The 22641-nt window shown below is 69.9% G+C and carries 28 protein-coding genes; 13 read left to right on the top strand and 15 right to left on the bottom strand.

Annotation, left to right across the window (positions count from 1 at the left end; all coding sequences use genetic code 11):
* Positions 1 to 43 precede the first annotated feature (43 nt).
* From ACZ6CL_RS10205 to ACZ6CL_RS10195, 3 genes are read left to right on the top strand one after another with little or no spacing between them, the layout of a single operon-like run.
* A complete protein-coding gene (locus tag ACZ6CL_RS10205; RefSeq protein WP_468933633.1) occupies positions 44 to 520 on the top strand; it encodes a DUF5304 domain-containing protein in 477 nt (158 codons plus the stop codon).
* Between the two features lie 57 nt (positions 521 to 577).
* Positions 578 to 1519, top strand: coding sequence for an ROK family glucokinase (locus ACZ6CL_RS10200; protein ID WP_468933631.1), 942 nt, complete (start codon positions 578 to 580; stop codon positions 1517 to 1519).
* Between the two features lie 16 nt (positions 1520 to 1535).
* A complete protein-coding gene (locus ACZ6CL_RS10195) occupies positions 1536 to 2321 on the top strand; it encodes an endonuclease/exonuclease/phosphatase family protein (protein WP_468933628.1) in 786 nt (261 codons plus the stop codon).
* Positions 2322 to 2348: 27 nt separating this feature from the next.
* Here the strand turns inward: ACZ6CL_RS10195 and ACZ6CL_RS10190 are convergent, their stop codons facing one another.
* The gene (locus tag ACZ6CL_RS10190; RefSeq protein WP_468933625.1) at positions 2349 to 3068 is read right to left on the bottom strand and encodes a hypothetical protein; all 720 of its coding nucleotides are present in this window, start codon (positions 3066 to 3068) and stop codon (positions 2349 to 2351) included.
* A complete protein-coding gene (locus ACZ6CL_RS10185) occupies positions 3061 to 3876 on the bottom strand; it encodes an alpha/beta hydrolase (RefSeq protein WP_468935174.1) in 816 nt (271 codons plus the stop codon). The genes ACZ6CL_RS10190 and ACZ6CL_RS10185 overlap by 8 nt, the downstream gene beginning before the upstream one ends.
* A gap of 126 nt (positions 3877 to 4002) precedes the next feature.
* Here ACZ6CL_RS10185 and ACZ6CL_RS10180 point away from each other — a divergent pair, with 126 nt between their 5' ends.
* From ACZ6CL_RS10180 to ACZ6CL_RS10165, 4 genes are all read left to right on the top strand, one after another.
* A complete protein-coding gene (locus ACZ6CL_RS10180; RefSeq protein WP_468935171.1) occupies positions 4003 to 4809 on the top strand; it encodes a lysophospholipid acyltransferase family protein in 807 nt (268 codons plus the stop codon).
* Positions 4810 to 4874: 65 nt separating this feature from the next.
* Positions 4875 to 6113, top strand: a complete 1239-nt coding sequence (macS, locus tag ACZ6CL_RS10175; protein ID WP_468935168.1) for a MacS family sensor histidine kinase — start codon at positions 4875 to 4877, stop codon at positions 6111 to 6113.
* Complete coding sequence (locus ACZ6CL_RS10170; RefSeq protein ID WP_468933622.1) at positions 6110 to 6796, top strand: response regulator; 687 nt, start codon at positions 6110 to 6112, stop codon at positions 6794 to 6796. The genes macS and ACZ6CL_RS10170 overlap by 4 nt, the downstream gene beginning before the upstream one ends.
* A 186-nt stretch (positions 6797 to 6982) precedes the next feature.
* Positions 6983 to 8011 (top strand): 6-phosphofructokinase, encoded by a 1029-nt coding sequence (locus tag ACZ6CL_RS10165; protein WP_468933619.1) that lies wholly within the window; start codon positions 6983 to 6985, stop codon positions 8009 to 8011.
* Between the two features lie 435 nt (positions 8012 to 8446).
* Here the strand turns inward: ACZ6CL_RS10165 and ACZ6CL_RS10160 are convergent, their stop codons facing one another.
* The 4 genes from ACZ6CL_RS10160 to ACZ6CL_RS10145 all read right to left on the bottom strand — a co-directional run bounded on the left by ACZ6CL_RS10160 (position 8447) and on the right by ACZ6CL_RS10145 (position 11958).
* Positions 8447 to 10363, bottom strand: a complete 1917-nt coding sequence (locus ACZ6CL_RS10160) for an anthranilate synthase family protein (RefSeq protein WP_468933616.1) — start codon at positions 10361 to 10363, stop codon at positions 8447 to 8449.
* 108 nt (positions 10364 to 10471) lie between these two features.
* On the bottom strand, positions 10472 to 10528 hold the full coding sequence (locus tag ACZ6CL_RS10155; RefSeq protein WP_106516695.1) for a trp operon leader peptide: 57 nt from the start codon (positions 10526 to 10528) through the stop codon (positions 10472 to 10474).
* A gap of 34 nt (positions 10529 to 10562) precedes the next feature.
* Complete coding sequence (locus ACZ6CL_RS10150) at positions 10563 to 11336, bottom strand: DUF899 domain-containing protein (protein ID WP_468933613.1); 774 nt, start codon at positions 11334 to 11336, stop codon at positions 10563 to 10565.
* Between the two features lie 88 nt (positions 11337 to 11424).
* Positions 11425 to 11958, bottom strand: a complete 534-nt coding sequence (locus tag ACZ6CL_RS10145; protein WP_468933610.1) for a hypothetical protein — start codon at positions 11956 to 11958, stop codon at positions 11425 to 11427.
* Between the two features lie 400 nt (positions 11959 to 12358).
* Between ACZ6CL_RS10145 and ACZ6CL_RS10140 the strand changes: the two genes are divergently transcribed.
* Positions 12359 to 12760, top strand: coding sequence for an LppU/SCO3897 family protein (locus tag ACZ6CL_RS10140; protein WP_468933607.1), 402 nt, complete (start codon positions 12359 to 12361; stop codon positions 12758 to 12760).
* Between the two features lie 50 nt (positions 12761 to 12810).
* On the opposite strand, the gene ACZ6CL_RS10135 is transcribed toward ACZ6CL_RS10140, so the two are convergent.
* Together ACZ6CL_RS10135 and ACZ6CL_RS10130 are read right to left on the bottom strand one after the other, a co-directional pair.
* The gene (locus ACZ6CL_RS10135) at positions 12811 to 12996 is read right to left on the bottom strand and encodes a DUF397 domain-containing protein (protein ID WP_468933604.1); all 186 of its coding nucleotides are present in this window, start codon (positions 12994 to 12996) and stop codon (positions 12811 to 12813) included.
* A complete protein-coding gene (locus ACZ6CL_RS10130) occupies positions 12980 to 13537 on the bottom strand; it encodes a Scr1 family TA system antitoxin-like transcriptional regulator (protein ID WP_468933601.1) in 558 nt (185 codons plus the stop codon). Before ACZ6CL_RS10130 ends, ACZ6CL_RS10135 begins: the two co-directional genes overlap by 17 nt.
* 73 nt (positions 13538 to 13610) lie before the next feature.
* Here ACZ6CL_RS10130 and ACZ6CL_RS10125 point away from each other — a divergent pair, with 73 nt between their 5' ends.
* From ACZ6CL_RS10125 to ACZ6CL_RS10115, 3 genes are all read left to right on the top strand, one after another.
* On the top strand, positions 13611 to 14015 hold the full coding sequence (locus ACZ6CL_RS10125) for an ATP-binding protein (RefSeq protein WP_468933598.1): 405 nt from the start codon (positions 13611 to 13613) through the stop codon (positions 14013 to 14015).
* Positions 14016 to 14080: 65 nt separating this feature from the next.
* Positions 14081 to 15430, top strand: coding sequence for a class II 3-deoxy-7-phosphoheptulonate synthase (locus ACZ6CL_RS10120; RefSeq protein WP_468933595.1), 1350 nt, complete (start codon positions 14081 to 14083; stop codon positions 15428 to 15430).
* Between the two features lie 139 nt (positions 15431 to 15569).
* A complete protein-coding gene (locus ACZ6CL_RS10115) occupies positions 15570 to 15821 on the top strand; it encodes a (2Fe-2S)-binding protein (protein ID WP_468933592.1) in 252 nt (83 codons plus the stop codon).
* 20 nt (positions 15822 to 15841) lie between these two features.
* Here the strand turns inward: ACZ6CL_RS10115 and bfr are convergent, their stop codons facing one another.
* Positions 15842 to 16321 (bottom strand): bacterioferritin, encoded by a 480-nt coding sequence (bfr, locus tag ACZ6CL_RS10110; protein WP_468933589.1) that lies wholly within the window; start codon positions 16319 to 16321, stop codon positions 15842 to 15844.
* A gap of 169 nt (positions 16322 to 16490) precedes the next feature.
* Between bfr and ACZ6CL_RS10105 the strand changes: the two genes are divergently transcribed.
* On the top strand, positions 16491 to 17114 hold the full coding sequence (locus ACZ6CL_RS10105; RefSeq protein ID WP_468933586.1) for a sulfite oxidase-like oxidoreductase: 624 nt from the start codon (positions 16491 to 16493) through the stop codon (positions 17112 to 17114).
* An 8-nt stretch (positions 17115 to 17122) separates the two neighbouring features.
* Here the strand turns inward: ACZ6CL_RS10105 and ACZ6CL_RS10100 are convergent, their stop codons facing one another.
* Positions 17123 to 17641: a phenolic acid decarboxylase gene (locus tag ACZ6CL_RS10100; protein WP_468933584.1), complete on the bottom strand. Its 519-nt coding sequence runs from the start codon at positions 17639 to 17641 to the stop codon at positions 17123 to 17125.
* Positions 17642 to 17736: 95 nt separating this feature from the next.
* On the opposite strand from ACZ6CL_RS10100, the gene ACZ6CL_RS10095 reads away from it, so the two are divergent.
* Positions 17737 to 18180 (top strand): MarR family winged helix-turn-helix transcriptional regulator, encoded by a 444-nt coding sequence (locus tag ACZ6CL_RS10095; RefSeq protein ID WP_468933581.1) that lies wholly within the window; start codon positions 17737 to 17739, stop codon positions 18178 to 18180.
* 12 nt (positions 18181 to 18192) lie between these two features.
* Here ACZ6CL_RS10095 and ACZ6CL_RS10090 read toward each other — a convergent pair whose 3' ends face one another.
* From ACZ6CL_RS10090 to ACZ6CL_RS10070, 5 genes are all read right to left on the bottom strand, one after another.
* Entirely contained in the window at positions 18193 to 18684 is a 492-nt protein-coding gene (locus tag ACZ6CL_RS10090; protein WP_468933578.1) for a DUF4396 domain-containing protein, read from the bottom strand.
* A 91-nt stretch (positions 18685 to 18775) separates the two neighbouring features.
* Positions 18776 to 19654 (bottom strand): deoxyribonuclease IV, encoded by an 879-nt coding sequence (locus tag ACZ6CL_RS10085; RefSeq protein WP_468933575.1) that lies wholly within the window; start codon positions 19652 to 19654, stop codon positions 18776 to 18778.
* Between the two features lie 34 nt (positions 19655 to 19688).
* Entirely contained in the window at positions 19689 to 20228 is a 540-nt protein-coding gene (locus tag ACZ6CL_RS10080) for a hypothetical protein (RefSeq protein WP_468933573.1), read from the bottom strand.
* A complete protein-coding gene (locus ACZ6CL_RS10075) occupies positions 20228 to 22120 on the bottom strand; it encodes an alpha/beta hydrolase (RefSeq protein WP_468933571.1) in 1893 nt (630 codons plus the stop codon). Before ACZ6CL_RS10075 ends, ACZ6CL_RS10080 begins: the two co-directional genes overlap by 1 nt.
* 9 nt (positions 22121 to 22129) lie before the next feature.
* Entirely contained in the window at positions 22130 to 22522 is a 393-nt protein-coding gene (locus tag ACZ6CL_RS10070; protein WP_468933570.1) for a hypothetical protein, read from the bottom strand.
* Positions 22523 to 22641 lie beyond the last annotated feature (119 nt).

Here is a 22641-nt window from a genome sequence, read left to right as displayed (position 1 = left end):
CGAACGGACCGGGCAGCCAGCCTCCCCGCCGCAGGAGTTCGCCATGAGCGATGCCACCGAGCGCCCCGCCGACGCCCAGGGCACCGACGTACCGGTCGCCGACATCGACCCCGACGCCTGGGAGCAGGCCTGCGCCGAGGACCTGGCCGCCGAGAAGGCCCGGCGGAAGGCCCGGGAGGGCGGCGCCGAGGAGCCGGGCAGCGCCGCCGAGGAGCTGCGCAAGCTGGCCGACGCCGTCGCCGAGAAGCTGGCCGGGCTGCAGGTGCCGCTCGCCGGTACGGCGGTCGAGGGCGCCGTACAACAGTTGATCGCAGGCGCGAAGGCGGCCGTCGAGCCGGTCATAGAGCGCAATCCCGACGTATTCGAGCATCTCGCCGGTGCCGGAAGCGAACTGCTCGCCGCCTACCGGGCCGCCGTGACGGGCCAGGAGCAGCGTTGGACCCAGAGCGGCGACAGCGGGGGGTCCTCGCGCGGAGACGAAGGTCAGAGTTCGAGTAGTGAACACATCGACCTCGATTGAGCGCTACCTCCGGTACCGTTAGCCGTGGCGGGGTTCGACCAAATAACTGAGGGACTCATGGGACTCACCATCGGCGTCGACATCGGCGGTACGAAGATCGCGGCTGGCGTGGTCGACGAAGAGGGCTCGATTCTCGAAACGAGCAAGGTATCGACCCCGCCGACCCCCGAGGGAGTCGTCGACGCCATCGCGGACGCGGTGCGCGAGGTCAGCACCGGTCATGACGTCGAGGCCGTCGGCATCGGCGCGGCCGGTTACGTGGACGACAAGCGCGCCACCGTGCTCTTCGCGCCCAACATCAACTGGCGGCACGAGGCGTTGAAGGACAAGGTCGAGCAGCGCGTGGGCCTGCCCGTCGTCGTCGAGAACGACGCGAACGCGGCCGCGTGGGGCGAGTACCGCTTCGGCGCGGGAGCGGGCCATGACGACGTCGTGTGCATCACCCTCGGCACCGGCCTCGGCGGCGGCATCATCATCGGCGGCAAGCTGCACCGCGGCCGCTTCGGCGTCGCGGCCGAGTTCGGCCACATAAGGGTCGTCCCCGACGGTCTGCTGTGCGGCTGCGGCAGCCAGGGCTGCTGGGAGCAGTACGCCTCCGGCCGCGCCCTGGTCCGTTACGCCCAGCAGCGCGCCGCCGCCACTCCGGAGAACGCCGAGATCCTGCTCGGCCTCGGCGACGGCACCCCCGAGGGTGTCGAGGGCAAGCACATCAGCGACGCCGCCCGCCAGGGCGACCCGGTCGCCATCGACTCCTTCCGCGAGCTGGCCCGCTGGGCGGGCGCCGGGCTCGCCGACCTCGCCTCGCTCTTCGACCCCTCGGCGTTCATCGTCGGCGGCGGGGTCTCCGACGAGGGCGATCTCGTCCTGGAGCCGATCCGCAAGTCGTTCCGCCGCTGGCTGGTCGGCAATCAGTGGCGGCCGCACGCCCAGGTGCTCGCCGCGCAGCTCGGCGGCAAGGCCGGGCTGGTCGGCGCCGCAGACCTCGCCCGCCAGGGCTGACGAGCAAGGGGGGCGCGTGGTGCTCGCGGATCTGCCCGCCTCCACCACCGGCCCTGACGCGGCCGTGGTGCGGGTGCTCAGCTACAACGTCCGCTCGCTGCGCGACGACCGCGAGGCGCTGGCCCGGGTGATCCGGGCCTGCGCCCCCGACGTGGTCTGCGTCCAGGAGGCGCCGCGCTTCTTCCGCTGGCGCAAGGCCGCCGCCTGGCTGGCCCGCGAGACCGGCCTCGTCTACGCCACGGGCGGCGCCACCGCCACCGGCCCCATGATCCTCACCTCGCTGCGCGCCCATGCCGAGCGCTCCGAGGACGTCCTGCTGCCCCGCGTGCCCGGTCTGCACCGGCGGGGCTTCGCCACCGCCGTGCTGCGCTTAGGCGGGGGGCACCGGGGTGACGACGGCATACGGCTGGGCGTCGTCAGCTGCCATCTGAGCTTGTCCGCGACCGAGCGCTACGACCAGGCCGGGATGCTGCTGGACCGGGTCGCAGCCCTCGGCGTGCCGTACGCGGTCGCCGCCGGGGACATCAACGAGCAGCCGGACGGCCGCGCCTTCCGCCGTATCGCCGGAACGCTGCGGGACGGCTGGGCCACCGAGCCGTGGGGGAGCGAGGCCACCTTCGACCCGGGCGATCCGCGCCGCCGCATCGACGCGCTGTTCGCGTCCGACGGCGTCGAGATCATCGGCTGTGGGGTGCCGTCCGGGCTGCCCGGCGTCGCCGACGCGGACCTGAGGGCGGCCACGGACCACCTTCCGGTCCTGGCCGCGCTCCGGCTGCCGCGCGTGCCGGTGTCGCCCTCGTAGGCCTCGTAGGCCTGCCCGGGGCGACGGTCAGACGACGGCGCCCCGGCCCGGGTCCTCGTCCTCGCCCTCGTCGTCGCTGTCCTTCATCCGCATCACCAGCGTGACGAAGCCGCCCAGGAAACCGCCGACGCCCAGCGTCGTGATCCACCAGGTCAGCTCCACCCGGAACAGCACCACACCGAGCAGCAGCAGCGGCCCGCCCAGCACGCCCAGCCAGGCGAACCGGGACGTGGTGTCGGACTCGGGGAGCGGCGGCGGCTCGGGCGGGACGAAGTGGCCCTCGTCGCTCTCCTCGAAGTCGCCCTCGGAGGACTCCTCGGCGTCCCAGTCGCGCGGCCCCACGCCCGGCGCGTACACGATGAAGCTGCCGACGGGCTTGTCGTCCTTGCCCGTCTTGTCGCCCTTATCGCCCTTGTCGGCCTTGGTGAGGGTCTCCGGCGCCGCCCCGCCCGGACGGTCGTCCTCGGCGTCGAGATCGACGTCGTCCTCGAAGCGGTCGCCCCGCCGGTCGTCAGGGCTGCCGCCCAACTCGTCGTCCAGCTCGGGCAGCGGATCGTCGCGGCGGGAGTCCTCACGCCGGGAGTCCTCGCGGCCCCACTTCTCCGTCAGATCCTTGGCCGCGGGCCACCGCTTCGCCTCCGGCGGGTCCGGCGGCTCCTCCCCGTACGCGGCGACGATCGCCGCGAAGGCGGCGTCGTCGTCCCGGCGCGCCCCCGCCTCGTTCTCGTTCGAATCGCGCTCAGCCACTGGCCGCCGCCCCCTCCTTCCCGCTGATGTCACCGGGTCGTGTCCCGTTGTCCTCTCCCATACCCGCGGTCAGCCGGGTGATGAACGTGTCCGTCTCCTCGAAGATGAACTCGGCGTCGTAGTCCAGCGTCGCCACGTGGTAGCTGCGCTCCAGCAGGTGCTCGGTGACGTCGCGGGACGAGACCTGGCTCAGGATGCGCTCGGAGTCGGCCGACGGCACCACATGGTCCTGCGGGCTGTGCATCACCAGCAGCGGCTGGGTCACCTGCGGCAGTTCGGCGTCGACCACCCGGTAGAAGCGGCGCATCGAGTGCACGGCGTGCAGCGGCATCCGGTCGTAGCCCGTTTCCTGGGAACCCGGCTTGGCGATGTCGCTCACGATTCCCTTGACGGAGGGCACCAGATGACGCAGCACCGGAAGGGCCACGGCCAGCGGATCGTGGATCCGGTTGGCAGGATTCACCACGGCGACGCCACTGATCTCCCCGCCGTGCTGGGCGGCCAGCCGCAGCGCGAGCGCGCCGCCCATCGACAGCCCGCAGACGAAGACCCGGGCGCACCGCTCGCGCAGCGCCCGCAGCTCCCGGTCGACCTCGGCGTACCAGTCCTGCCATCCGGTGACGGCGAGATCCTGCCAGCGGGTCCCATGGCCGGGGAGCAGTGGAAGCGAGACGGTCAGCCCGCGCCGGGCGAGGTGCTCGGCCCAGGGGCGCACCGACTGCGGGGAACCGGTGAAGCCGTGACAGACGAGGACGCCGATCTCTCCGCCGTCGTGGCGGAACGGCTCGGCTCCGGGGAGGAGCGGCACCACGGATCTCCGTTCGGTGGTGAAGCGGTCAACGGGACCTCAGCGTACGCGGCGCGCCGCACCTGGGGTAGGCAGGTTAAGGTCTCCTCGTCGGATACAGGAGGTTCTCGGTTGTTCTACGGTGCGATGAAGCTGTCGGTGGGTGGCACGTTGAAGCTTGCCTTCCGGCCCTGGGTGGAGGGATTGGAAAACATCCCCTCCGAGGGGCCGGCCATCCTCGCGAGCAACCACCTCTCCTTCTCCGACTCCTTCTTCCTGCCCGCGATGCTCGACCGGAAGGTCACCTTCATCGCCAAGCAGGAGTACTTCACCACTCCGGGGATCAAGGGCAGGCTGACGGCGGCGTTCTTCAAGGGCGTCGGTCAGCTTCCCGTGGACCGCTCGGGCAGCAGGGGTGCGGGCGAGGCCGCGATCAAGGCCGGGATCGAGGTCATCAAGCGGGGTGAGCTGTTCGGCATCTATCCGGAGGGCACGCGCTCGCCGGACGGACGGCTCTACCGCGGCAAGCCCGGCGGACTCGCGCGGGTCGCGCTGGCGACGGGCGCGCCGGTGATCCCGGTCGCGATGATCGACACGGAGAAGATCCAGCCACCCGGCAAGGTGATGCCCAAGCTGATGCGCCCGGGCATCAAGATCGGCAAACCGCTGGATTTCAGCCGCTACCACGGCATGGACGGCGACCGCTTCATCCTGCGCTCGGTGACCGACGAGGTCATGTACGAGATCATGAAGCTGTCCGGCCAGGAGTACGTCGACGTCTACGCGACCGCCGCCAAGCGGCAGATCGCGGACGCGGAGGCGGCCCGGAAGAAGGCCGAAAAGGCCGAAAAGGCTGAGAAGGCCGAAAAGGCTGAGAAGGCCGACAAGCCCGACAAGGCGACGGACGAGGGCACGGACGGCAACAACAGGGACAAGGACAAGACCGGGGCGTAAGCCGCGCCGGACCCGGGGGTGGGGGGGAATTGGCGCTGCAGCCCAAGCGCGAGCGTGTCGTACGCATGTCCGTGGAGCAGCCGCTGTGGCAGGCACTGACGGCCTATCGGGTGCTCACCCTGGTCTACGCGCTCTGCCTCTTCGTCTACTCCTTCCACGACTACGACCATCCGCTGGGCGCCGCCGCCTATATGGCGGTGCTCACCCTGTGGACGGCGCTGACCTTCCGCATGGTCTCCTCGGCCGAGCGCTGCACCCGGCGCTTCCTGATCGGCGACCTCGGCGTCGCGATCACCGGCATCCTGCTCACCCCGCTCGTCGACACCCACGACCGCATCGTCGAGGGCACGCCCACGCTGCCCTCCATATGGACGGCGGGCGCGGTCCTCGGCTTCGCCATCAAGGGCGGCTGGCGGTGGGCCGCGTGGGCGTCGACCGTCGTGTGCGCGGCCAACATCATCGAACGCGGCGGGTTCGCCCAGGACACCGTCCACATGCTGATGCTGGTGTGGGTGGCGAGCGTGGCCATCGGGTACGTCGTGGAGGTCGCCCGCGCCAGTGAACGCACCCTGGAGCGCGCGCTGCGCATCGAGGCGGCGACCCGCGAACGGGAGCGGCTGGCCCGGGACATCCACGACAGCGTGCTCCAGGTGCTGGCCATGGTGCAGCGGCGAGGCGCGGCGATCGGCGGCGAGGCGGCCGAACTGGGCCGGATGGCGGGGGAGCAGGAGATCGCGCTGCGGTCGTTGGTGGCCACCGGTCTGGTCACCCCGCCGCGCGGTGCGGCGGACGCCCGTACGGGTGACGCCGCTGACGACCGGACGGACGCCACGACCCCCGTACCGCCGTGCGCTCCCGTGGACGCCTTGCCCGAGGACGCCGACGAGCCGTGCGATGTGCGGGCTCTGCTCGCCCCGCACGCCGGGTCCCAGGTCACCTTCTCCGAACCGGGCGCCCCGGTGCTCCTCGCGGCGGCCGCGGCGGGGGAGTTGGCGGCCGCTGTCGGTGCCGCGCTGGACAATGTGCGGGTGCACGCGGGTGAGGGGGCGCGGACCTGGATCCTGCTGGAGGACGAGCCGAGCGCGGTGATGGTCACCGTCCGGGACGACGGGCCGGGCATCCCGGAGGGCAGGCTCGCCGACGCCGAGCGGGAGGGGCGGCTCGGCGTTGCCCTGTCGATCCGGGGGCGGCTGCGGGACCTCGGCGGCACCGCCGAGTGGATCTCGGCGCCGGGGCAGGGCACCGAAGTGGAGCTGACGGTTCCGAAGCCTGCCGTGACGACGAAGGGAACGACCGCACGATGACCGACGACCTCCGGGAAGCCGAACGGCCGGTGACGGTGATGGTGGTGGACGACCATCCGATGTGGCGCGACGCCGTCGCCCGCGACCTGGCCGAGGCCGGGTTCGACGTGGTCGCCACCGCCGGGGACGGGCCGCAGGCGGTCCGCCGGGCCAAGGCCGCCGAGCCCGACGTCCTGGTGCTCGACCTCAACCTGCCCGGGCTGCCGGGCGTCGAGGTCTGCAAGGAGGTCGTCGCCGCCCAGCCCAAGCTGCGGGTGCTGGTGCTCTCCGCGAGCGGTGAGCACGCGGACGTCCTGGAGGCGGTCAAGTCCGGCGCGACCGGCTATCTGCTGAAGTCGTCCAGCACCGAAGAACTGCTGGACGCGGTGCGCCGTACCGCCGTCGGCGACGCCGTGTTCACCCCGGGCCTCGCGGGGCTGGTGCTCGGCGAGTACCGGCGGCTGGCCAGCGAGCCCGCCCCCGCCACCGCCGACAAGCCGGTCGTCCCGCAGCTCACCGAGCGGGAGACGGAGGTGCTGCGGCTGGTGGCCAAGGGGCTCTCGTACAAGCAGATCGCCGAGCGCCTGGTGATCTCCCACCGCACCGTGCAGAACCATGTGCAGAACACCCTGGGCAAGCTCCAGCTGCACAACCGGGTGGAGCTGGTGCGGTACGCCATCGAGGCCGGGCTGGACGACGCCTGATCCCTTGGGCGGTCCGTCTTGGCGGCCCGTCCGCTCGAACGGGTGAACTTCCCGCCCAACTCCCTTGTTATCCACAGGAATCACCATCCGCCCCATCCCCTGTGACCTGGATCACCGTTAGCGTGGCCCCGTACCGGGCCCCATCTCGGGATTTCCGGGATTTCAGCGGCAGAAGGGATGAAAAGGATGCGGGTCGGAGTGCTCACCGGCGGCGGCGACTGCCCCGGGCTCAACGCGGTCATCCGCGCCGTCGTGCGCAAGGGCGTGCAGGAATACGGTTACGACTTCGTCGGCTTCCGGGACGGCTGGCGCGGTCCCCTCCAGAACGACACCGTTCCCCTCGACATCCGCGCGGTACGCGGCATCCTGCCGCGCGGAGGCACCATCCTCGGATCGTCCCGCACCAACCCCTTCAACGCCGAGGACGGCATCCGCCGGGTCAAGGAGACCCTGGCCAAGCAGGAGGTCGACGCGCTCATCGCGATCGGCGGCGAGGACACCCTCGGGGTCGCCGCCCGGCTCTCCGGCGACTACGGCATCGCGTGCGTCGGCGTCCCGAAGACCATCGACAACGACCTCTCCGCCACGGACTACACCTTCGGCTTCGACACGGCCGTCAACATCGCGACGGAGGCGATCGACCGCCTCCACACCACCGCCGAATCCCATATGCGGGTCCTGGTCGTCGAGGTGATGGGCCGCCACGCGGGCTGGATCGCCCTCCACGCGGGGCTTGCCGGGGGCGCCAACGTCATCCTCATCCCCGAGCAGCGCTTCGACGTCGACCGCGTCTGCGCGTGGGTCGAATCCCGCTTCAAGATCCGCTACGCGCCGATCGTGGTGGTTGCGGAGGGCGCGATGCCGAAGGACGGCGACGCCGTCCTCAAGGACGAGTCCTTGGACTCCTTCGGGCACGTCCGGCTCTCCGGGATCGGGGAGTGGCTGGCGAAGGAGATCGAGCGGCGCACGGGGAAGGAGGCCCGTACGACGGTCCTCGGCCACGTCCAGCGGGGTGGCACCCCCAGCGCCTTCGACCGGTGGCTCGCCACCCGTTTTGGCCTGCACGCGATCGATGCCGTCCGTGACCAGGACTTCGGCCAGATGGTGGCCCTGCGCGGCACGGACATCGTCCGCGTCCCCCTGGCCGAAGCGACGGCCCGCCTCAAGACGGTGGACCCGTCCCTGTACGCGGAAGCGGAGGTCTTCTTCGGCTGACCCGGTCACGGCGGCTGTGCCGACGCCCCCGGGCCGGGGGCGCGGGCCCGAACCCGCGCCCCACCCCGCCCCTCCCCGAACCGGGACTCCGCCCCGGCCCCCGGCCCGGGGGCCGGGGGCCGGGGGCGCGCTGCCGGGCCCGGGGTTTCGTTGCCGGGTGCGGGCCGGTGGCCGGGTTGTGCCCACCCGTTCCTCCCCCAGCTACCGCTGGGAGGTGCCCCCCCGGCGGAACGATTGCCCACAACCAGGCGGATCTGACCACCGGCCAATGCCCCACCCCCAGCCCCCTGGGGGCACCTCCCAGCGGTAGCTGGGGGAAGTTTGAGGAGCGGGGTTCTGGGGCGGAGATGCCCCACCTCCAGCCCCTCCGGCGTTTGAGGAGCGGGGGTTCGGGGGCGGAGCCCCGGGCTCGGGAAGGGGCGGGGGTGGGGGAAACTACACGCTCACCGCGGCCAGCAGCTCCGCCACCAGCCTCGCCCCATCCAGCGACAGCACCGACTCCGGGTGGAACTGCACCCCCGCGAACCCCGGCCCGCGCAGAGCGTGGACATCCCCGGTCGACACATCCCGGCACAGCTCCACCCGATGCATCGCCAACTCCGCCTCCACCCCCTCATCGCACCGCGCGGTAAAGGTGTTGTAGAACCCCACCGTCTCCTCCCGCCCGAAGAAGTCGATCCGCTCCTGCGCCCCCTGGAACGGCACCGCCTTCCGCGCGATCTCCAGCCCCAGCTCCGCCGCGAGCAGCTCGTGCCCGAGGCACACCCCGAGCAGCCCGTGCCGGTGCTCGGCCACCAACTCCGCCGCCAGCCCCCGCAGGAACCGCATCTTGGGGTCCGCGGCGTCACCAGGGTGCCCCGGCCCGGGGCCGAGCACGACCGGCCCGTCGTGGGCCAGCGCCGCCTCCCGGACGCCCGGCTCGTCGTAGCGCAGCACCGTCACCGTCAGCCCCGCCGTCCGCAGCAGATGCGCCAGCATCGACGTGAAGGTGTCCTCGGCGTCGATCACCAGCGCATCCCCGGACAGCAGCCGCTCAGCCGCCTGCATCCGCAGCCAGAACGGCGCCAGGTCGGCCCGCCGCGCGTCCAGCGCCGCCCGCACGCGCGCGTCGTCCGCGAGCCGGGGCCGAGGGCCCGCGCCGGACCGCACGGGGGCCTCCCGCACGCCGAGCGCGGTGAGCACCCCGGCCGCCTTGGCGTGCGTCTCGGCGACCTCGCCGCGCGGGTCGGAGTGACGCACCAGCGTCGCCCCGACCGGTACCCGCAGCGTGCCGTCGGCGCCGATGTCGGCGGTCCGGATGAGGATCGGCGAGTCGAGGGTCTGCGCGCCCCCGCTGTCCCGCCCGATGAGCGCGAGCGCCCCCGCGTAGTACCCACGCCCACCCGGCTCGTACCGCTCGATCACCCGGCACGCGTTCTGCACGGGCGAGCCGGTGACGGTCGCCGCGAACATCGTCTCCCGCAGCACCTCCCGCACGTCCAGCGACGACCGCCCCCGCAGCTCGTACTCGGTGTGCGCCAGGTGCGCCATCTCCTTGAGCCGTGGCCCGACCACGACCCCGCCCATGTCGCCGACGGTGCACATCATCTTCAGCTCCTCGTCGACGACCATGGACAGCTCCTCCACCTCCTTGGGGTCGTGCAGGAACTCCAGCAGCCCGTCCACCGACGCCCCGCCCTCCGGATAGCGGTACGTCCCGCTGATCGGGTTCATCACGACCGTCCCTCCGGACATCCGGACGTGCACCTCCGGGCTGGCCCCGACCAGCGTCCGCCCGCCGTCCAGCTGTACGACGTACGTCCAGTACGCGCCCCGCTCACCGGCGAGCAGCCGCCGGAAGAGCGCGAGCGCGTCGGTACTCGCGAAGCCGGGGATCTCCCCCTCGAAGGTGCGTCGGATGACGAAGTTGGCGCCCTCCCCGGTGCCGATCTCGTCCTCGATGACCCGGCTCACGATCTCGGCGTACGCGTCGTCGCCGACGTCGAACCGCCCGCCCTCGACCCGCACGGCGTGCGCGGGCAGCGCGTCCAGCAGCTCGGCGAGCGGCAGCTTGTACGTCTCCTCGGGCCGCAGCACGGCCAGCGGCGTCCCGTCGTCCCGGACGTCGAACCCGCGCTCCCGGATCTGCCGGAACGGCACCAGCGCGAGCGCGTCGCTCACCGTCTCCCCGCCCTCCGGCGCGCCGGTCGGCAGCGGGATGTCGGTCAGCCGCTCCACCTCACCGGCCGGGCCGATGAGCACTTCGACGATGTCGGGGGCATGTCCTGGCGTGCGGCGGTGCAGCAGGGCGAACGGCGGGCAGTCGTCGGAGAGCAGCCGGGCGACGACGGTCCGGGCATCGTGGTGCGTCATGGCGGGTGGTCTTCCTTCCGGAGGGAGGGGGAGGAGGAACGACCCGCGGAAACGCCGAAGGCCGCCCCTCGGGCGGCCTTCGCGTGTGTCTGTGTCAGTGCGCGCGATTCAGTGGGCCGCCGGATGAGCGGTCCACCACCAGGTCATGGTCAGTCGCGCGAACATGGTCAGGACTCTACCCCAGAGCGCGGCAGGCGCATCAGTGGTGGTGGCCGCGGCGGCCGAGGGTCTCCACGGGGGTCGCGCCGGGCCGGGTCCACTGCGGGACGGGACGGCTGGTCGGCCCCCAGGTGGCGACGCCGTCGGCGTCCGAGCGCCAGTACCAGCAAGCCGGACGGTCCGTGGACGGGTACCCCCCGGGAGTGTCCTCCCATTCCTCGCCACGGCCGTAGGGCGTCATGTCGAGCAGGCCGAGGGACGGGTTGACCGGCTCGTTGCCACGGCCCGTCGTGGAGTACGTGAGGAACACGCGGTCGCCGTCGCGCAGGAAGCAGACGAGGTGCCCCATCTCCCCGCCGACCGGCGCCGCCACGCCCCGGACCGAGTACCAGGGCTGGGTGTACCCCATGAACGCCACGTAGGACGCCACCTCGTCCCAGGGGCCCGAGGTCAGGACGGCGAACGAGACGCCCCGGGCGTTGAGGTAGACGGCGTCCTTCAGGTGCCAGGCCGTGGTGGTGCAGCCCTCGCACTGCCCTTGGTGGGGCGCGCCGTCGTGCCACATGTGCTGGTAGACGACGAGTTCGTCGCGCCCCTGGAAGAGATCGACGAACGGGACCGGGCCGTCGGGCCCGGTGACCTCGACCGTGCCGTCGATCTCGACCATCGGCAGCCGCCGCCGGGCCGCGGCGATCGCGTCGCCCTCCCGGGTGTGCGCCTTCTCGCGGACCAGCAGCTCGTCGCGTGCCGCCTGCCAGGTGGCCAGGTCGGCGACCGTCGGCTTGCCGCTCGTGTTGCCGGGCGTGGTCGTCATGGTGTCCTCCGCGGTGTCTCGAGCCGGGGCGCTCACCTGAAGAGACTCGCGCCCCGGCCGGAACTCATCGCGACAAGGAGCGCTGCCCTCAGTTCCAGGGGTTGGCGGGCTGGTCGTCGATCGCCGCCCAGAAGCGGGTGCCGTCCGGGACGTAGCCGTACGCCCAGAAGGACCAGCCACCGCTGGCCTCCAGGTTCGCGCCGTACCGGCCGGCGTGGAACTCGGCCATCCGCCAGTCCGCGCCGTAGTACTGCGCACAGACGGCATCCGCCGCCGCCCGGCTGGTCAGTGACTTGCCCAGCACGGGCGGCGTCGCCGCCACGGTGCCGCGGGCCCAGCCCGCGTAGAAGTCCGGCGTGATCCCGCTCGGCACCCCGCTGCCGTTCACTCTCAGACAGAGCATGGGGAGCGTCGCGGTGGCGACGGTGTCGCCGTAGTACGGGTCGGTCGCGGAGTCGGCGCCCACCCGGACCGTGCCGTCGCCCTTGGCGAGCACGGTCCAGGTCATCCCGGACGGGATGGCCGACGAGTCCGCCTGAGCGGGCGTGGCATTGAGCGACATCAGTACGAGCGAGGCGGCGGCCGCGAAGGCGGCGGCACCGCGGCGGAGCAGCTTCCTCATGGGGCACTCCTTCGGACGTCGTACGCATCGGGCGACCGGCTCGGTTGGGCCGGTCACCCGACAGCGTCCGAGGAGCCCACGGTTCCATCGCGGTTTCCCCACGGCATGGCCGTAAGTGGCCCCAGGAAGCCCGAATAGCCGCTCTTGCGCGGGGGGTGGGTGTGGGCGGGGTGTGAAGGCCGCGACCCCGGGCGCCCGGGGTGTCAGTGGGGGCCGTTACGTTACAGGGCCCGCGCCTCGGTCTGATGCGCGGTCATCGCCATGCTCATCAACGGGGAGAACCGCTCTGTCCACGAACGCACCGCCGCCCGGCGGCCACAGCCCCTCCTACCCGGCGCAGCAGCCGTACCCGTACGGTCAGCCCCAGTACGGCCAGCAGCCGCCGTACGGCCAGCCCGGTATGGGCTACCCGGGCACGCCCGCTCCGCCGCCTCCGCCCCGGCCCGGCTTCTTCAGCCGCTTCAGCACCAAGACGAAGATCCAGATGATCGTCATCCCCTTGGTGCTGATCGGCTACGGCGTCTGGTACGGGCTGCTGGGCCACGACACCCCCGACACCGGCCCGGCCAACACGGACAGCACCAGCGCGTCCGCCGCCGACGTCGGTGACTGCCTCCAGAACAAGGGCTCCGAGAGCGACCCGGACCTCACCATCGTGGACTGCGGTGGCGCCACCGCGGACTACAAGGTGAAGCAGCGTGAGGCGCTGGACTACAGCTGCGATCCGCAGTACGCGACGTACCAGCTGACGCGGAACGGCAGGCCGCAGTTCACGCTGTGCATGGAGCACATCAGCAAGTAGCGCGGTGTCCGTGACCGCCGCCCGTGTGTGGGGTGGCGGTCACGGTCGTTTTAGAGGGTGCCGTTCGCGGCGGCGGTGACGAAGTCGCCGAAGGCGGCGGGGGAGAGGACCAGGACGGGCCCGTCGGGGTTCTTGGAGTCGCGGATGGCCATCTGGCCGGGTATCTCGGCAACCTCCACGCATTCGCCTTGGTCGGCGCTGTAGGTGGACTTGCGCCACTCAGGACTGCGTTCCATAGCGTTCCTCCATCACGCGGGTGATCAGCTTGGCCGAGTCCTGGATGGACAGCGCGGCCTCGCCGAGCACCACCCAGATCAGCGCCGGATTCTGCCGCGCCAGGATGAGCTGACGTTCCAAGCGGTTCGCCAACCGGCTATCGAGGTCGTCCTTGCGGAGGACGCCGAGTACCTCCTGTGCGTACTCCTTGGTCTGCGGACGACCGTGTACCACCGAGGGCTCGAAGAAGAACGCCTGCGTGGCCTCCGCCTCCAAGTCGGCAATTTCCTGGGCCTGCAGTGGCACTTGGAAGCACAGCGCCATCTCCAGCAGCCGCAACAACGCCCCGCCGGTGCCCAGCGTGTCGTCGAGCTGCATCGTGAAGCGCCGGGTGGGGATCTTCTTGGCGGTCTCGTACTGACCGATGAGCGAGCCGGTGCAGTAGACCTTCCCGCCCAGCTGGTCCTGCGTCATCCCCGCCGCTTCGCGATATCGGCGTAGCTCCGCGCCGAGGTGATGCGTCGGAGACGTAGCCGGGTCCAGCTTTCGGATGTGCGGCATGACAGTCCCCAACAACCAGCACGTTGTGTTCTTGAGGTAGCCCACAGTAATCGTCTGGATCCACCCTTGTGGCGTGAACGAAGACATCGCGTACCCGCCGCCCCACTACCACCTGACCTTCACCGCGCTGTCCGCGCGTGCGGCCTGCCACATCCGGCGTATTGTCCGTACGTACCTGGCCATGTGGGGTATGCCTCACCTGACCGAGCCCGCCGGGCTGGCCGTGACCGAGCTGCTCGCGAACGTGATCAAGCACGTGCCGGGCCGGAGCTGCACCGTGGTGCTGCTCGCGCAGGAGGGCAAGCTGCGGGTCGAGGTGGGCGACGCCTCGCCTGACGTGCCCGTGCGGCGCGTGGCGGGGCCGTGGGACGAGAACGGGCGGGGCCTGACGATGGTGGAGCAGGTCACGGACGCGTGGGGCGTGGAGCGCAACACGGGGGCGCCGGGGAAGAAGGTGTGGTTCGAGCTCAAAGCGTGAGGCGGGGCGTCTCACAGCTTGGGCCGCGGGTTGGACACGGATGAAGACCCCGTAACCTTGTCCGGGTGACCGTGAACGCTGAATCCCACGCCGGTGGCAACACCTGGCAGTCCCTTCCCGCGGCGCAGCAGCCTGACTGGCCGGACCAAGAGGCTCTGCGCGATGTGATCGCTGAGCTCGAGGCCTATCCGCCGCTCGTTTTCGCGGGCGAGTGCGACCAGCTGCGGCACCGCCTGGGGGCCGTGGCCCGGGGTGAGGCGTTTCTGCTGCAGGGCGGCGACTGCGCCGAGGCCTTCGACGCCGTGGGTGCCGACCAGATCCGTAACAAGCTGAAGACGCTCCTGCAGATGGGCGCCGTGCTGACCTACGCCGGGTCCGTCCCGGTGGTGAAGGTCGGCCGGATCGCCGGGCAGTACAGCAAGCCGCGCTCGAAGCCGACCGAGACCCGCGACGGGGTGACCCTGCCCACGTACCGCGGGGACTCGGTCAACGGTTTCGAGTTCACCGAGGAGGCGCGGATCCCGGATCCGCAGCGCCTGAAGCGGATGTACCAGGCGTCGGCCTCGACGCTGAACCTGGTCCGCGCCTTCACCACCGGCGGCTACGCCGACCTGCGGCAGGTGCACGCCTGGAACCAGGACTTCGTGAAGTCGTCCCCGTCGGGTCAGCGCTACGAGGCGCTGGCGCGCGAGATCGACCGCGCGATGAACTTCATGAACGCCTGCGGGGTGGACCCGGAGGAGTTCAAGACCGTCGAGTTCTTCTCGTCGCACGAGGCGCTGCTCCTGGACTACGAGTCGGCGATGACCCGTACCGACTCGCGGACCGGCGACCTGTACGACGTGTCCGGCCACATGGTGTGGATCGGCGAGCGCACCCGGCAGCTGGACGGGGCGCACATCGAGTTCGCGTCGAAGGTCCGTAACCCGGTGGGCGTGAAGCTGGGCCCGACGACCACGCCCGAAGAGGCGCTGACGCTGATCGAGAAGATCGACCCGGACCGGGAGCCGGGCCGCCTCACCTTCATCACCCGCATGGGCGCGGACAAGGTCCGCGACAAGCTGCCGCACCTGGTGGAGAAGGTCACCGCGTCCGGTGCGCAGGTGGCGTGGGTGTGCGACCCGATGCACGGCAACACCTTCGAGGCCGCGTCGGGCCACAAGACGCGCCGCTTCGACGACGTGCTGGACGAGGTCAAGGGCTTCTTCGAGGTCCACAAGGAGCTGGGCACCCACCCGGGCGGCATCCACGTGGAGCTGACCGGCGATGACGTCACGGAGTGCGTGGGCGGCGGCGACGAGATCTTCGTCGACGATCTGCACCAGCGCTACGAGACGGCCTGCGACCCCCGGCTGAACCGCAGCCAGTCGCTGGACCTGGCGTTCCTGGTCGCGGAGATGTACCGGGACCAGTAAGGGCCGTAAGGGTCCGTTCGAGATCGTTTACGCAGGTGGGGCGCGGATCACATCGATCCGCGCCCCTCGCCGTTGTAAGGCTCCGGCATGGCGGGTAAGGTAAGGGTAACCTCACCGATCAACGCTGGAGAGTCTGCCCGTGTACGTCTGCTCATGCTTCGGGATCACCGAGAAGCAGGTGCGCGAGCACGCGGCTACGGGCGCGTGCACACCGCGCCAGATCGCCGGTGCCTGCAAGGCGGGCACGGACTGCGGTTCCTGCGTGCGCAAGATCCAGGCGCTGCTGGGGCGTGGCGCGTGCCCGCGCCGGGACACACCGCTCGAGCCCGTCACGCTGCCCACCGCGGCGGTCGAGGTCGTGGCCGGGGTAGAGGCCGCCGAAGCCGCCTAGCGCTCAGCGCCCGGCGCGGGTCAGCTGCCCGGCTGCTCGATCTGCTGGGCGATGTAGAGCGCCTCACCCAGCTTCTCGATCAGTGCGAGCTGGGTGTCGAGGTAGTCGATGTGCTCCTCTTCGTCGGCGAGGATGCTCTCGAAGATGTTGGCCGACGTGATGTCGCCCTTGGTCCGCATCACCTCGATGCCGCGCTTGAGGCGGTCGATCGCCTCGGCCTCCACCTGCCGGTCGGCCTGGAACATCTCGGTGACCGTCTGCCCCACCCGGACGTGGAAGAGCCGCTGGTAATTGGGGAGGCCGTCCAGAAGGAGGATGCGGTCGGTGAGCACCTCCGCGTGCTTCATCTCATCGAACGACTCCGACCGGGTGTATGCGGCCAGCCGTGTCCAGCCATTGTTGTCCTGCATCTTCGAATGCAGGAAATACTGATTGATGGCCGTCAGCTCGCCGGTCAGCTGCTCGTTGAGGAATTCCAGAACCTCGGGGTCGCCCTGCATCGAAGGGGCTCCTTCCCATCAGAAGGGGGAATGCCAGGTTCCGGCATCGTTGCATCGCCGCAGCTCGGGCGTCCAGCAAGGGCACGCTTACCACGAGTTGCCGTGCCGCCGCCCCGCCGCCGCACGCCCTGGTCCCGACCACCCCCGGCGGTCTGAGAGCATGGAGTCCATGGGTCAGTCGGAGCACCGTGAGGGAGAGCTTGCGCAGCTGCCTCCGGGTCAGCGACTGCAGCGCGGGTGGCCGGTTACGCACTATGGGCCGGTCCCGAAATTCCGTCCGGACCGCTGGGAGTTCCGCGTCTTCGGCGCGACCGCGGACGGGGAGAAGCACTGCTGGACGCATGAGGAGTTCTCCGCCCTTCCGTACTCGACGGTCGTCGCCGATCTGCACTGCGTCACCAAGTTCTCCATGCTGGGCGCGGAATGGGGCGGTGTCGCGGCGAGCGAGATCATCAAGCTCGCGCCGCCGTCGCCCGACGTCACGCACGTCATGGTGTGGGCGGAATACGGCTTCAGCTCGAATCTGCGGCTGACGGACTTCATGACCGAGGCGGCCATGTTCGCCACCCACAAGGACGGCGAGCTGCTGACCGCCGAGCACGGCTTTCCGCTGCGGCTGATCGTGCCGCACCTCTACGCGTGGAAGGGCCCGAAGTGGGTCCGCGGCGTCGAGTACATGACCGCCGACCGGCGCGGCTTCTGGGAAGAGCGCGGCTATCACAACGTCGGCGACCCGTGGCGCGAGCAGCGCTACACGTACCAGGAGGAGCCGGGCGACGGCCCCGAGCTGTAGGCCTTTGCTCAGTTGGTGCGGCTGGACCAGCCCTCGGGGAGGGCGCCTGGCGCCACCGCGATGACCGACTCGTCGTCCGCGCCGACGTGCTCGAAGAGCGTGATCCTGGCGAACTCGGGCACGACGTAGACCGGGTACGTCGGGCCCTGGTCGCGGTAGGCGCGCATCGCGTCGAGGTGATCGTTCTGGTAGCAGACGGTGCGTTCGCCGTGCTCCTCGACCCAGTGCGGGAAGAAGATCACGCCGTGCAGACGCCGCTTGCGCGGCATGACGTTCACCGAGACGGAGGTGCCGGTGGGCTCGTTCCAGGAGACCTTGTAGCTGTCGTCGTCCAGCTGGACCAGATCGACGTGCTGGTCCTTGACCCAGCGGCCGCCGACCATGCCGGAGTGGATGCGGTAGTCGATGGTGTGGTCGTTCTTCACGTACATCTCGTACTGCCAGCCGTTGGCGTAGGTGTAGATGAAGCGGTGGCCGACGATCCCGGTGAGGTCCTGCGGGGGGACGGGGTGGGCGACGGTGGTCATGGTCTGCCTCCTCGGGGGGGTGTGGGCGGCTGCGCCATCTATTTTGCACCAAAACTATTTTGCGGCAAAACTGTCTGTCCGGGCAGAATGGGTCCATGGACACCGCGACCGAGTTCGGCCGACTCCTCGGCCCCCTGCGCAGGGCCGTCCTGCGCACCCGTCACACCGCAGGGCTCCCCGAGCTGCCCGAGGCCCAGATCGAGCTGCTGCGGGTGCTCGCCGAGGGTGACGCGACCCCGCGCGAGGTCGCGTCCCGGCTGCGGGTCGCGCCGTCCACCGTCAGCAATCTGGTCCGTACGATGACCGCCGCCGGTCTGGTCGAGCGCACGCCCTCGACCGTCGACCTGCGCACCGTCCGGCTCGCCGCCTCCCCGAAGGCGCTGGAGATGCTCGACAGTTACGACCGCACCAGCACGGCCGCCCTGCGCCGGGCGCTGGACGGCCTCGATCCGTCGAGCCGCACGGCGCTGGAGCGGGCGCTGCCGGTGCTTGACGATCTGCTCGCCGTGTTGGAGGCGGAGGCGCCGGGGGAGGGGTGAGCGGGCCGGTTCTCAGTGGTACTGGTGCACCACCGCGTGGCCCTTGCCTCGCCCGATCATCCACTTGTTGACCGGGGTGGTCAGGGCGAAGGCGACCGCGAAGGAGAGGGCCAGGCTCAGCCAGAACAGGGCGTCGGAGAGGGTCGCGTCCATCGCGCCCGGGAACAGCAGCAGCGTTCCGTTGTCCACCAGCTCCATCACCGCGATCGAGACGGTGTCCGCCGCCAGTGCGACCCGTAGCGCGCTCCGCAGGTCGAGCCCGGCGCGCAGGACGCCGCGCATCGTGAGCGCGTAGCCGAAGACGAAGGCGAGCAGGATCGCCAGGACCATGGTCGGGGCGTTGTGCCAGGCGAGTGCGGTGCCGATGGCCATGCCGAGGATCTCGCCGATGGCGCAGCCGGTGAGGCAGTGCAGGGTGGCCTGGGCGGCCATGGGCCAACTGGCGGGTGTGTGGGTGTGGTTGTGGTGCGCGTGGTTCGCGTGGTGCTCCGTGTGACGATCCATGTCGAATCCCCCCAGGGGGTAGTAGCGGACCCTTGCGACGAGAGAACGCTATACCCCCTAGGGGTATTCCTCCATGGGTGTGCGGCGCTTTTTATCCGTCCCGCAGTGCCTTGAGCCGGGCCACGTCCGCCGCGTGCCCCTCGATCCCGTCGGCTCCGCCCGGCGTCTCGACCACCAGCGGGACCCCTTCGGTGGCCGGATGCGTGAACAGCTCCCGGAACGGCTCCTCGCCGATGTGCCCGGCGCCGATGTTCTCGTGCCGGTCCTTGTGCGCGCCAGCCACGTCCTTGGAGTCGTTCGCGTGGATCAGCTTCAGCCGTCCCTTGCCGGTGACGTCCACCAGCTCGTCCAGCGTCTGCTTCATCCCGCCGGGGGCGGCCAGGTCGTGCCCCGCGGCGAAGACGTGGCAGGTGTCGAGGCAGACGCCGAGCCTGGGGTGCCGGTCCAGCGCCTCGAAGTACGGGCCGAGGTCCTCGACGAGCGCGCACAGCGACGTGCCCTGCCCCGCCGTCGGCTCCAGGAGGAGCAGTGGGTCGTCGTCCCGCGTCAGCTCGTCCAGCAGCGGCAGCATCCGCTCCCGCACCTGCGCCATCGCCGTCCCCCGCGCCCGCCCGCCGGTCGCCGAACCGGTGTGCACGACGACCCCGAGCGCCCCGATGTCCCGGCCGCGGCGGAGCGAATGCCGCAGCGAATCGACGGAGCGGGTGGCGGTGGCCTCGGTGTGCGAACCGAAGTTGATCAGGTACGGCGCGTGGATGTACACCGGCACCGACTGCTCGGCGCACCCGGCGCGGAACGCCTCGTCCTGGGCCGGTGTGCCGGGTGGCGTGGCCCAGCCGCGCGGGTTGGCGACGAAGACCTGCACGGCTTCGGCGCCGATGCGCTGCGCGTGCGGGAGGCCGGTGGCGGCGAGGCCACCGGCGACGCGGATGTGCCCGCCGATGGGGTTGCGACTGCGGTTCGTACTCACCCCTCCAGCATCCCAGCCCGGCCGGGGGCCTCGGTCAGGAGGACCGGCCGGGGTCGCGGAAACACCGGGAGTACACGGAGAACGAGATGATCGGTTCGTGGCCGTCGAGCCCCTTCATCCACGTGGCTTCCATCTGGGTGTGAGTTTTGGTGTGAACGGCCAGAATCTCTCGGTTTCGATTCTTGCTCGAGTCCGGGCCGTCCTTCACGACTCGCCACCCCTTCTTGGGCAACTGCGCCGCAAGGTTATGCATGCCCTTCTCTAGGGTCTCGTTGTCCACGTCGTAAATAGACCAGGGATGCCGAACGACGCGATACTTTTTCGTGTCGCCGTCACCCACGTCGCAGGAGCTGGCCATCGGGGCGATGTCGGTCACCTTCCCCTTGATTTTCAGGTCCTCAAGCAGCCTGCTGGACAGTGTGCCGACTTCCTCTTCTACTGCTCCACTTTTGCGAACCTGTGGCTCGTATTCCAGTCCGCTCGACTTTTCGTCCATCGAGGAACACCCCACCGTCAGCATCAGGGCGCTCAGCAGCGCCAGGGTTGCGTAGGCCTTCCTTCCGTCAGGCAGCATTACTCGGGAGCCTCCTGCTTCAGTTTGACGTCGTTATACCTGCCCACAATGACGTTGGCTTGATTCGTCAGACTCTTTGAGGCCCCATTGTCCTTGTAATCCCAATAGCCGCCATGGCCTTCGGTGTCCGTCGTCATGATATTGCCGCCGAACTCCGCATCCGTGGGAACGATCCCGTCCGCGCCAAGTCCGGCCTTTCTGCCCCAGTCCGGTACGGTGTCGTCCGGGGAGGCCATCGCCCAGAAGTGCTTGGGGTCGAGGCCCACGTCGCCGGGCGACCTTGCCTGCACGCCGGGGCTGGCTACCGTCATCACGTCATCCACCGGCAGGGGATTGCCCGCCCAGCCCTCATAGTAGGGAGGATCGACCTTGGCGGCGTCACCTATGACCGTGGTGCCGTAACTGTGGCCGATGAGCGTGCTGTGCCCTTTTTCCCCCGTGGCCATCTCATGTGCCGCCGCGTTTCCGTCGAGGAACTGTCGGAGGCGGGGAGCGCCTTCAGTCGCTTTGTCATCGTGCATGGCTTCGGGCACCCAGTCGTTTTGGTATACGGGTTCCGCTGAGCGCGGCGCATTGTAGTCGAACCATGTGATCGTCGACACGGAATCGTTGGGTGACTGGCGGCTGCCTTCCCGCCACAATTTCTCGCTCTTATCCAGCTCGTCTTCGATATTGGTCTGGTCCGTCCTTGAGCCCGGTACGTAGGTTGCGGTGTGGTCCGCGGTATCCGGATTGCCGTTGGCGATAATGACCTTTCCGTCGGTATTCGCGAAGGGATCGAAGCCGAGGAGATACGCCTCGGGAAGGTGGTTTGTCCCAGTTCTCTCGAAGCGCCTCTCGATGTTGTCTATACCGGCCAACGCTTTGTCCAAGCCCTTGGCGCGAGCTTCGTACTTGTTATGCCAGGCGAGCCATTCATCGTTGTACACCGACTCGGCCTTGGGGCCGACGGTCTTGTATTTCGCTGGCTCGGGAGGGATCGCATTCCGCTCTGTCTGGTACTGGGCACGTGCCTCGCTCAGTACGGTGCGGTTCGCCTCGTCACGCACGTCGGCGGGAAGCCCGTCCGTCTTGCCCAGGCCAGCCGGATCCAGGGCGAGCAGGGCGTTCTGCTGATCTTTGGACAGGCCCTTCCACCACTCGGCGGTCAGCTTGGGATCGCCGTTCTCGGGCCGGTCCTTGATGGCGTCCAGATAGTCCTTCGCGCCCGTGCGAACGCCCCTGGTGTCCTTCTTGGCGTCAATCCAGTCGTCGGCGGAGACCGTCAGATCATCGTCGGCCTTCAGTGACCGCAGCTTCGGGGCCCATAGCTCGTCGGCCTCCGTCGCCTCCTGGAGCGCCTGGGCGATGCGGTTGGCGCACTCCAGGGCCCGGGCGTGGTTCGGGTTGGGGTCGAAGTTGGCTGCCTGTCGGGCGACGGACTTGGCCGTATCCGACGCATCACCGGCGTCTGTGAGGGGGCCCTTCGACGAGGCGTTTGCGATGCCGGAGACCTTTCCGCCCTCCGGAGTCTTGCCGTCCTCGCCCTTCTCGCCTCCCGCCGGATAGCTCACCGAGCCATCCGCGTTCACCGTGAGCTTCTGCTCATGCGCATCCGCCACAGCGGAGTCGAGGCGGGTCTTCGCTGCCCGGAAGTCGCTCGCCATGGCGTTCAGCGCCGTACTGGCGAGACCACACTCAACCTGGATGTAATGAAAGTTCTGCCCTAATGCCCGCAGCTGAGTGAGGGCTGCCGAAGCGGCCTCGCCCTCCAAGGCCGCCTGCATCTTTCCGGCGATCCGCCGCTCGACGCTCTCCCTGGCGTGGTCGGCCATGTTGCTGACGTTCTGATAGCCGTTCGCGGCGTCCTCGAACTCCGAGGGCTTGAGGGACTTGAGGGTCTCGTAGTCCACCGGCCCGCGTCACCTGCCCCGGCTCTCGCCGCCGAGCGGCTTTGTGTCCGCGTACCGGCCGTCCAGCCGATCGAAGGTGTGCTTGGTGGCCTCGTCGTTCTTGTAGTGACCGTCCCCGGCCTTCTCCAGCCGGTCCTGGAGGGTGCCGCATTTGCCACTCACGCCCTTTAAGTAGCGCGTCCAGGAGTGGTACAGATCCCGCTGGGCCGCCCCGCTCTTGGTGCCGCCACCGGTTTCGCTGCCCGCGCCGAGGCCCTTCTGCTCTTCCTCCAGCTTCGTGAGGGCGGTCCTGATGTTCCCCCGAAGCTTGCCGACATCCCTGCCCGCTGTCGTCCATACGGTCTTGTCGGACTTCAGCTTTCCTGAACCGCCTGGCCCCCAGTTGGGCATGCCGTCAGACATGTGCGCTTCCTCCCCTGCCGCATCACACGACTCACAGTGATCGAGCGATCATCCTAGGGAAGCGGGCGGGACGCCTTCATGAGTACGGGTACTCAGCAGCCCCCGACCCGCGCGCAGCG

It is taken from the genome of Streptomyces sp. NPDC041200, assembly GCF_055591805.1.
The sequence above is the reverse complement of the archived record's forward strand: the minus strand, read 5'-3'. Positions and strand labels throughout refer to the sequence as shown.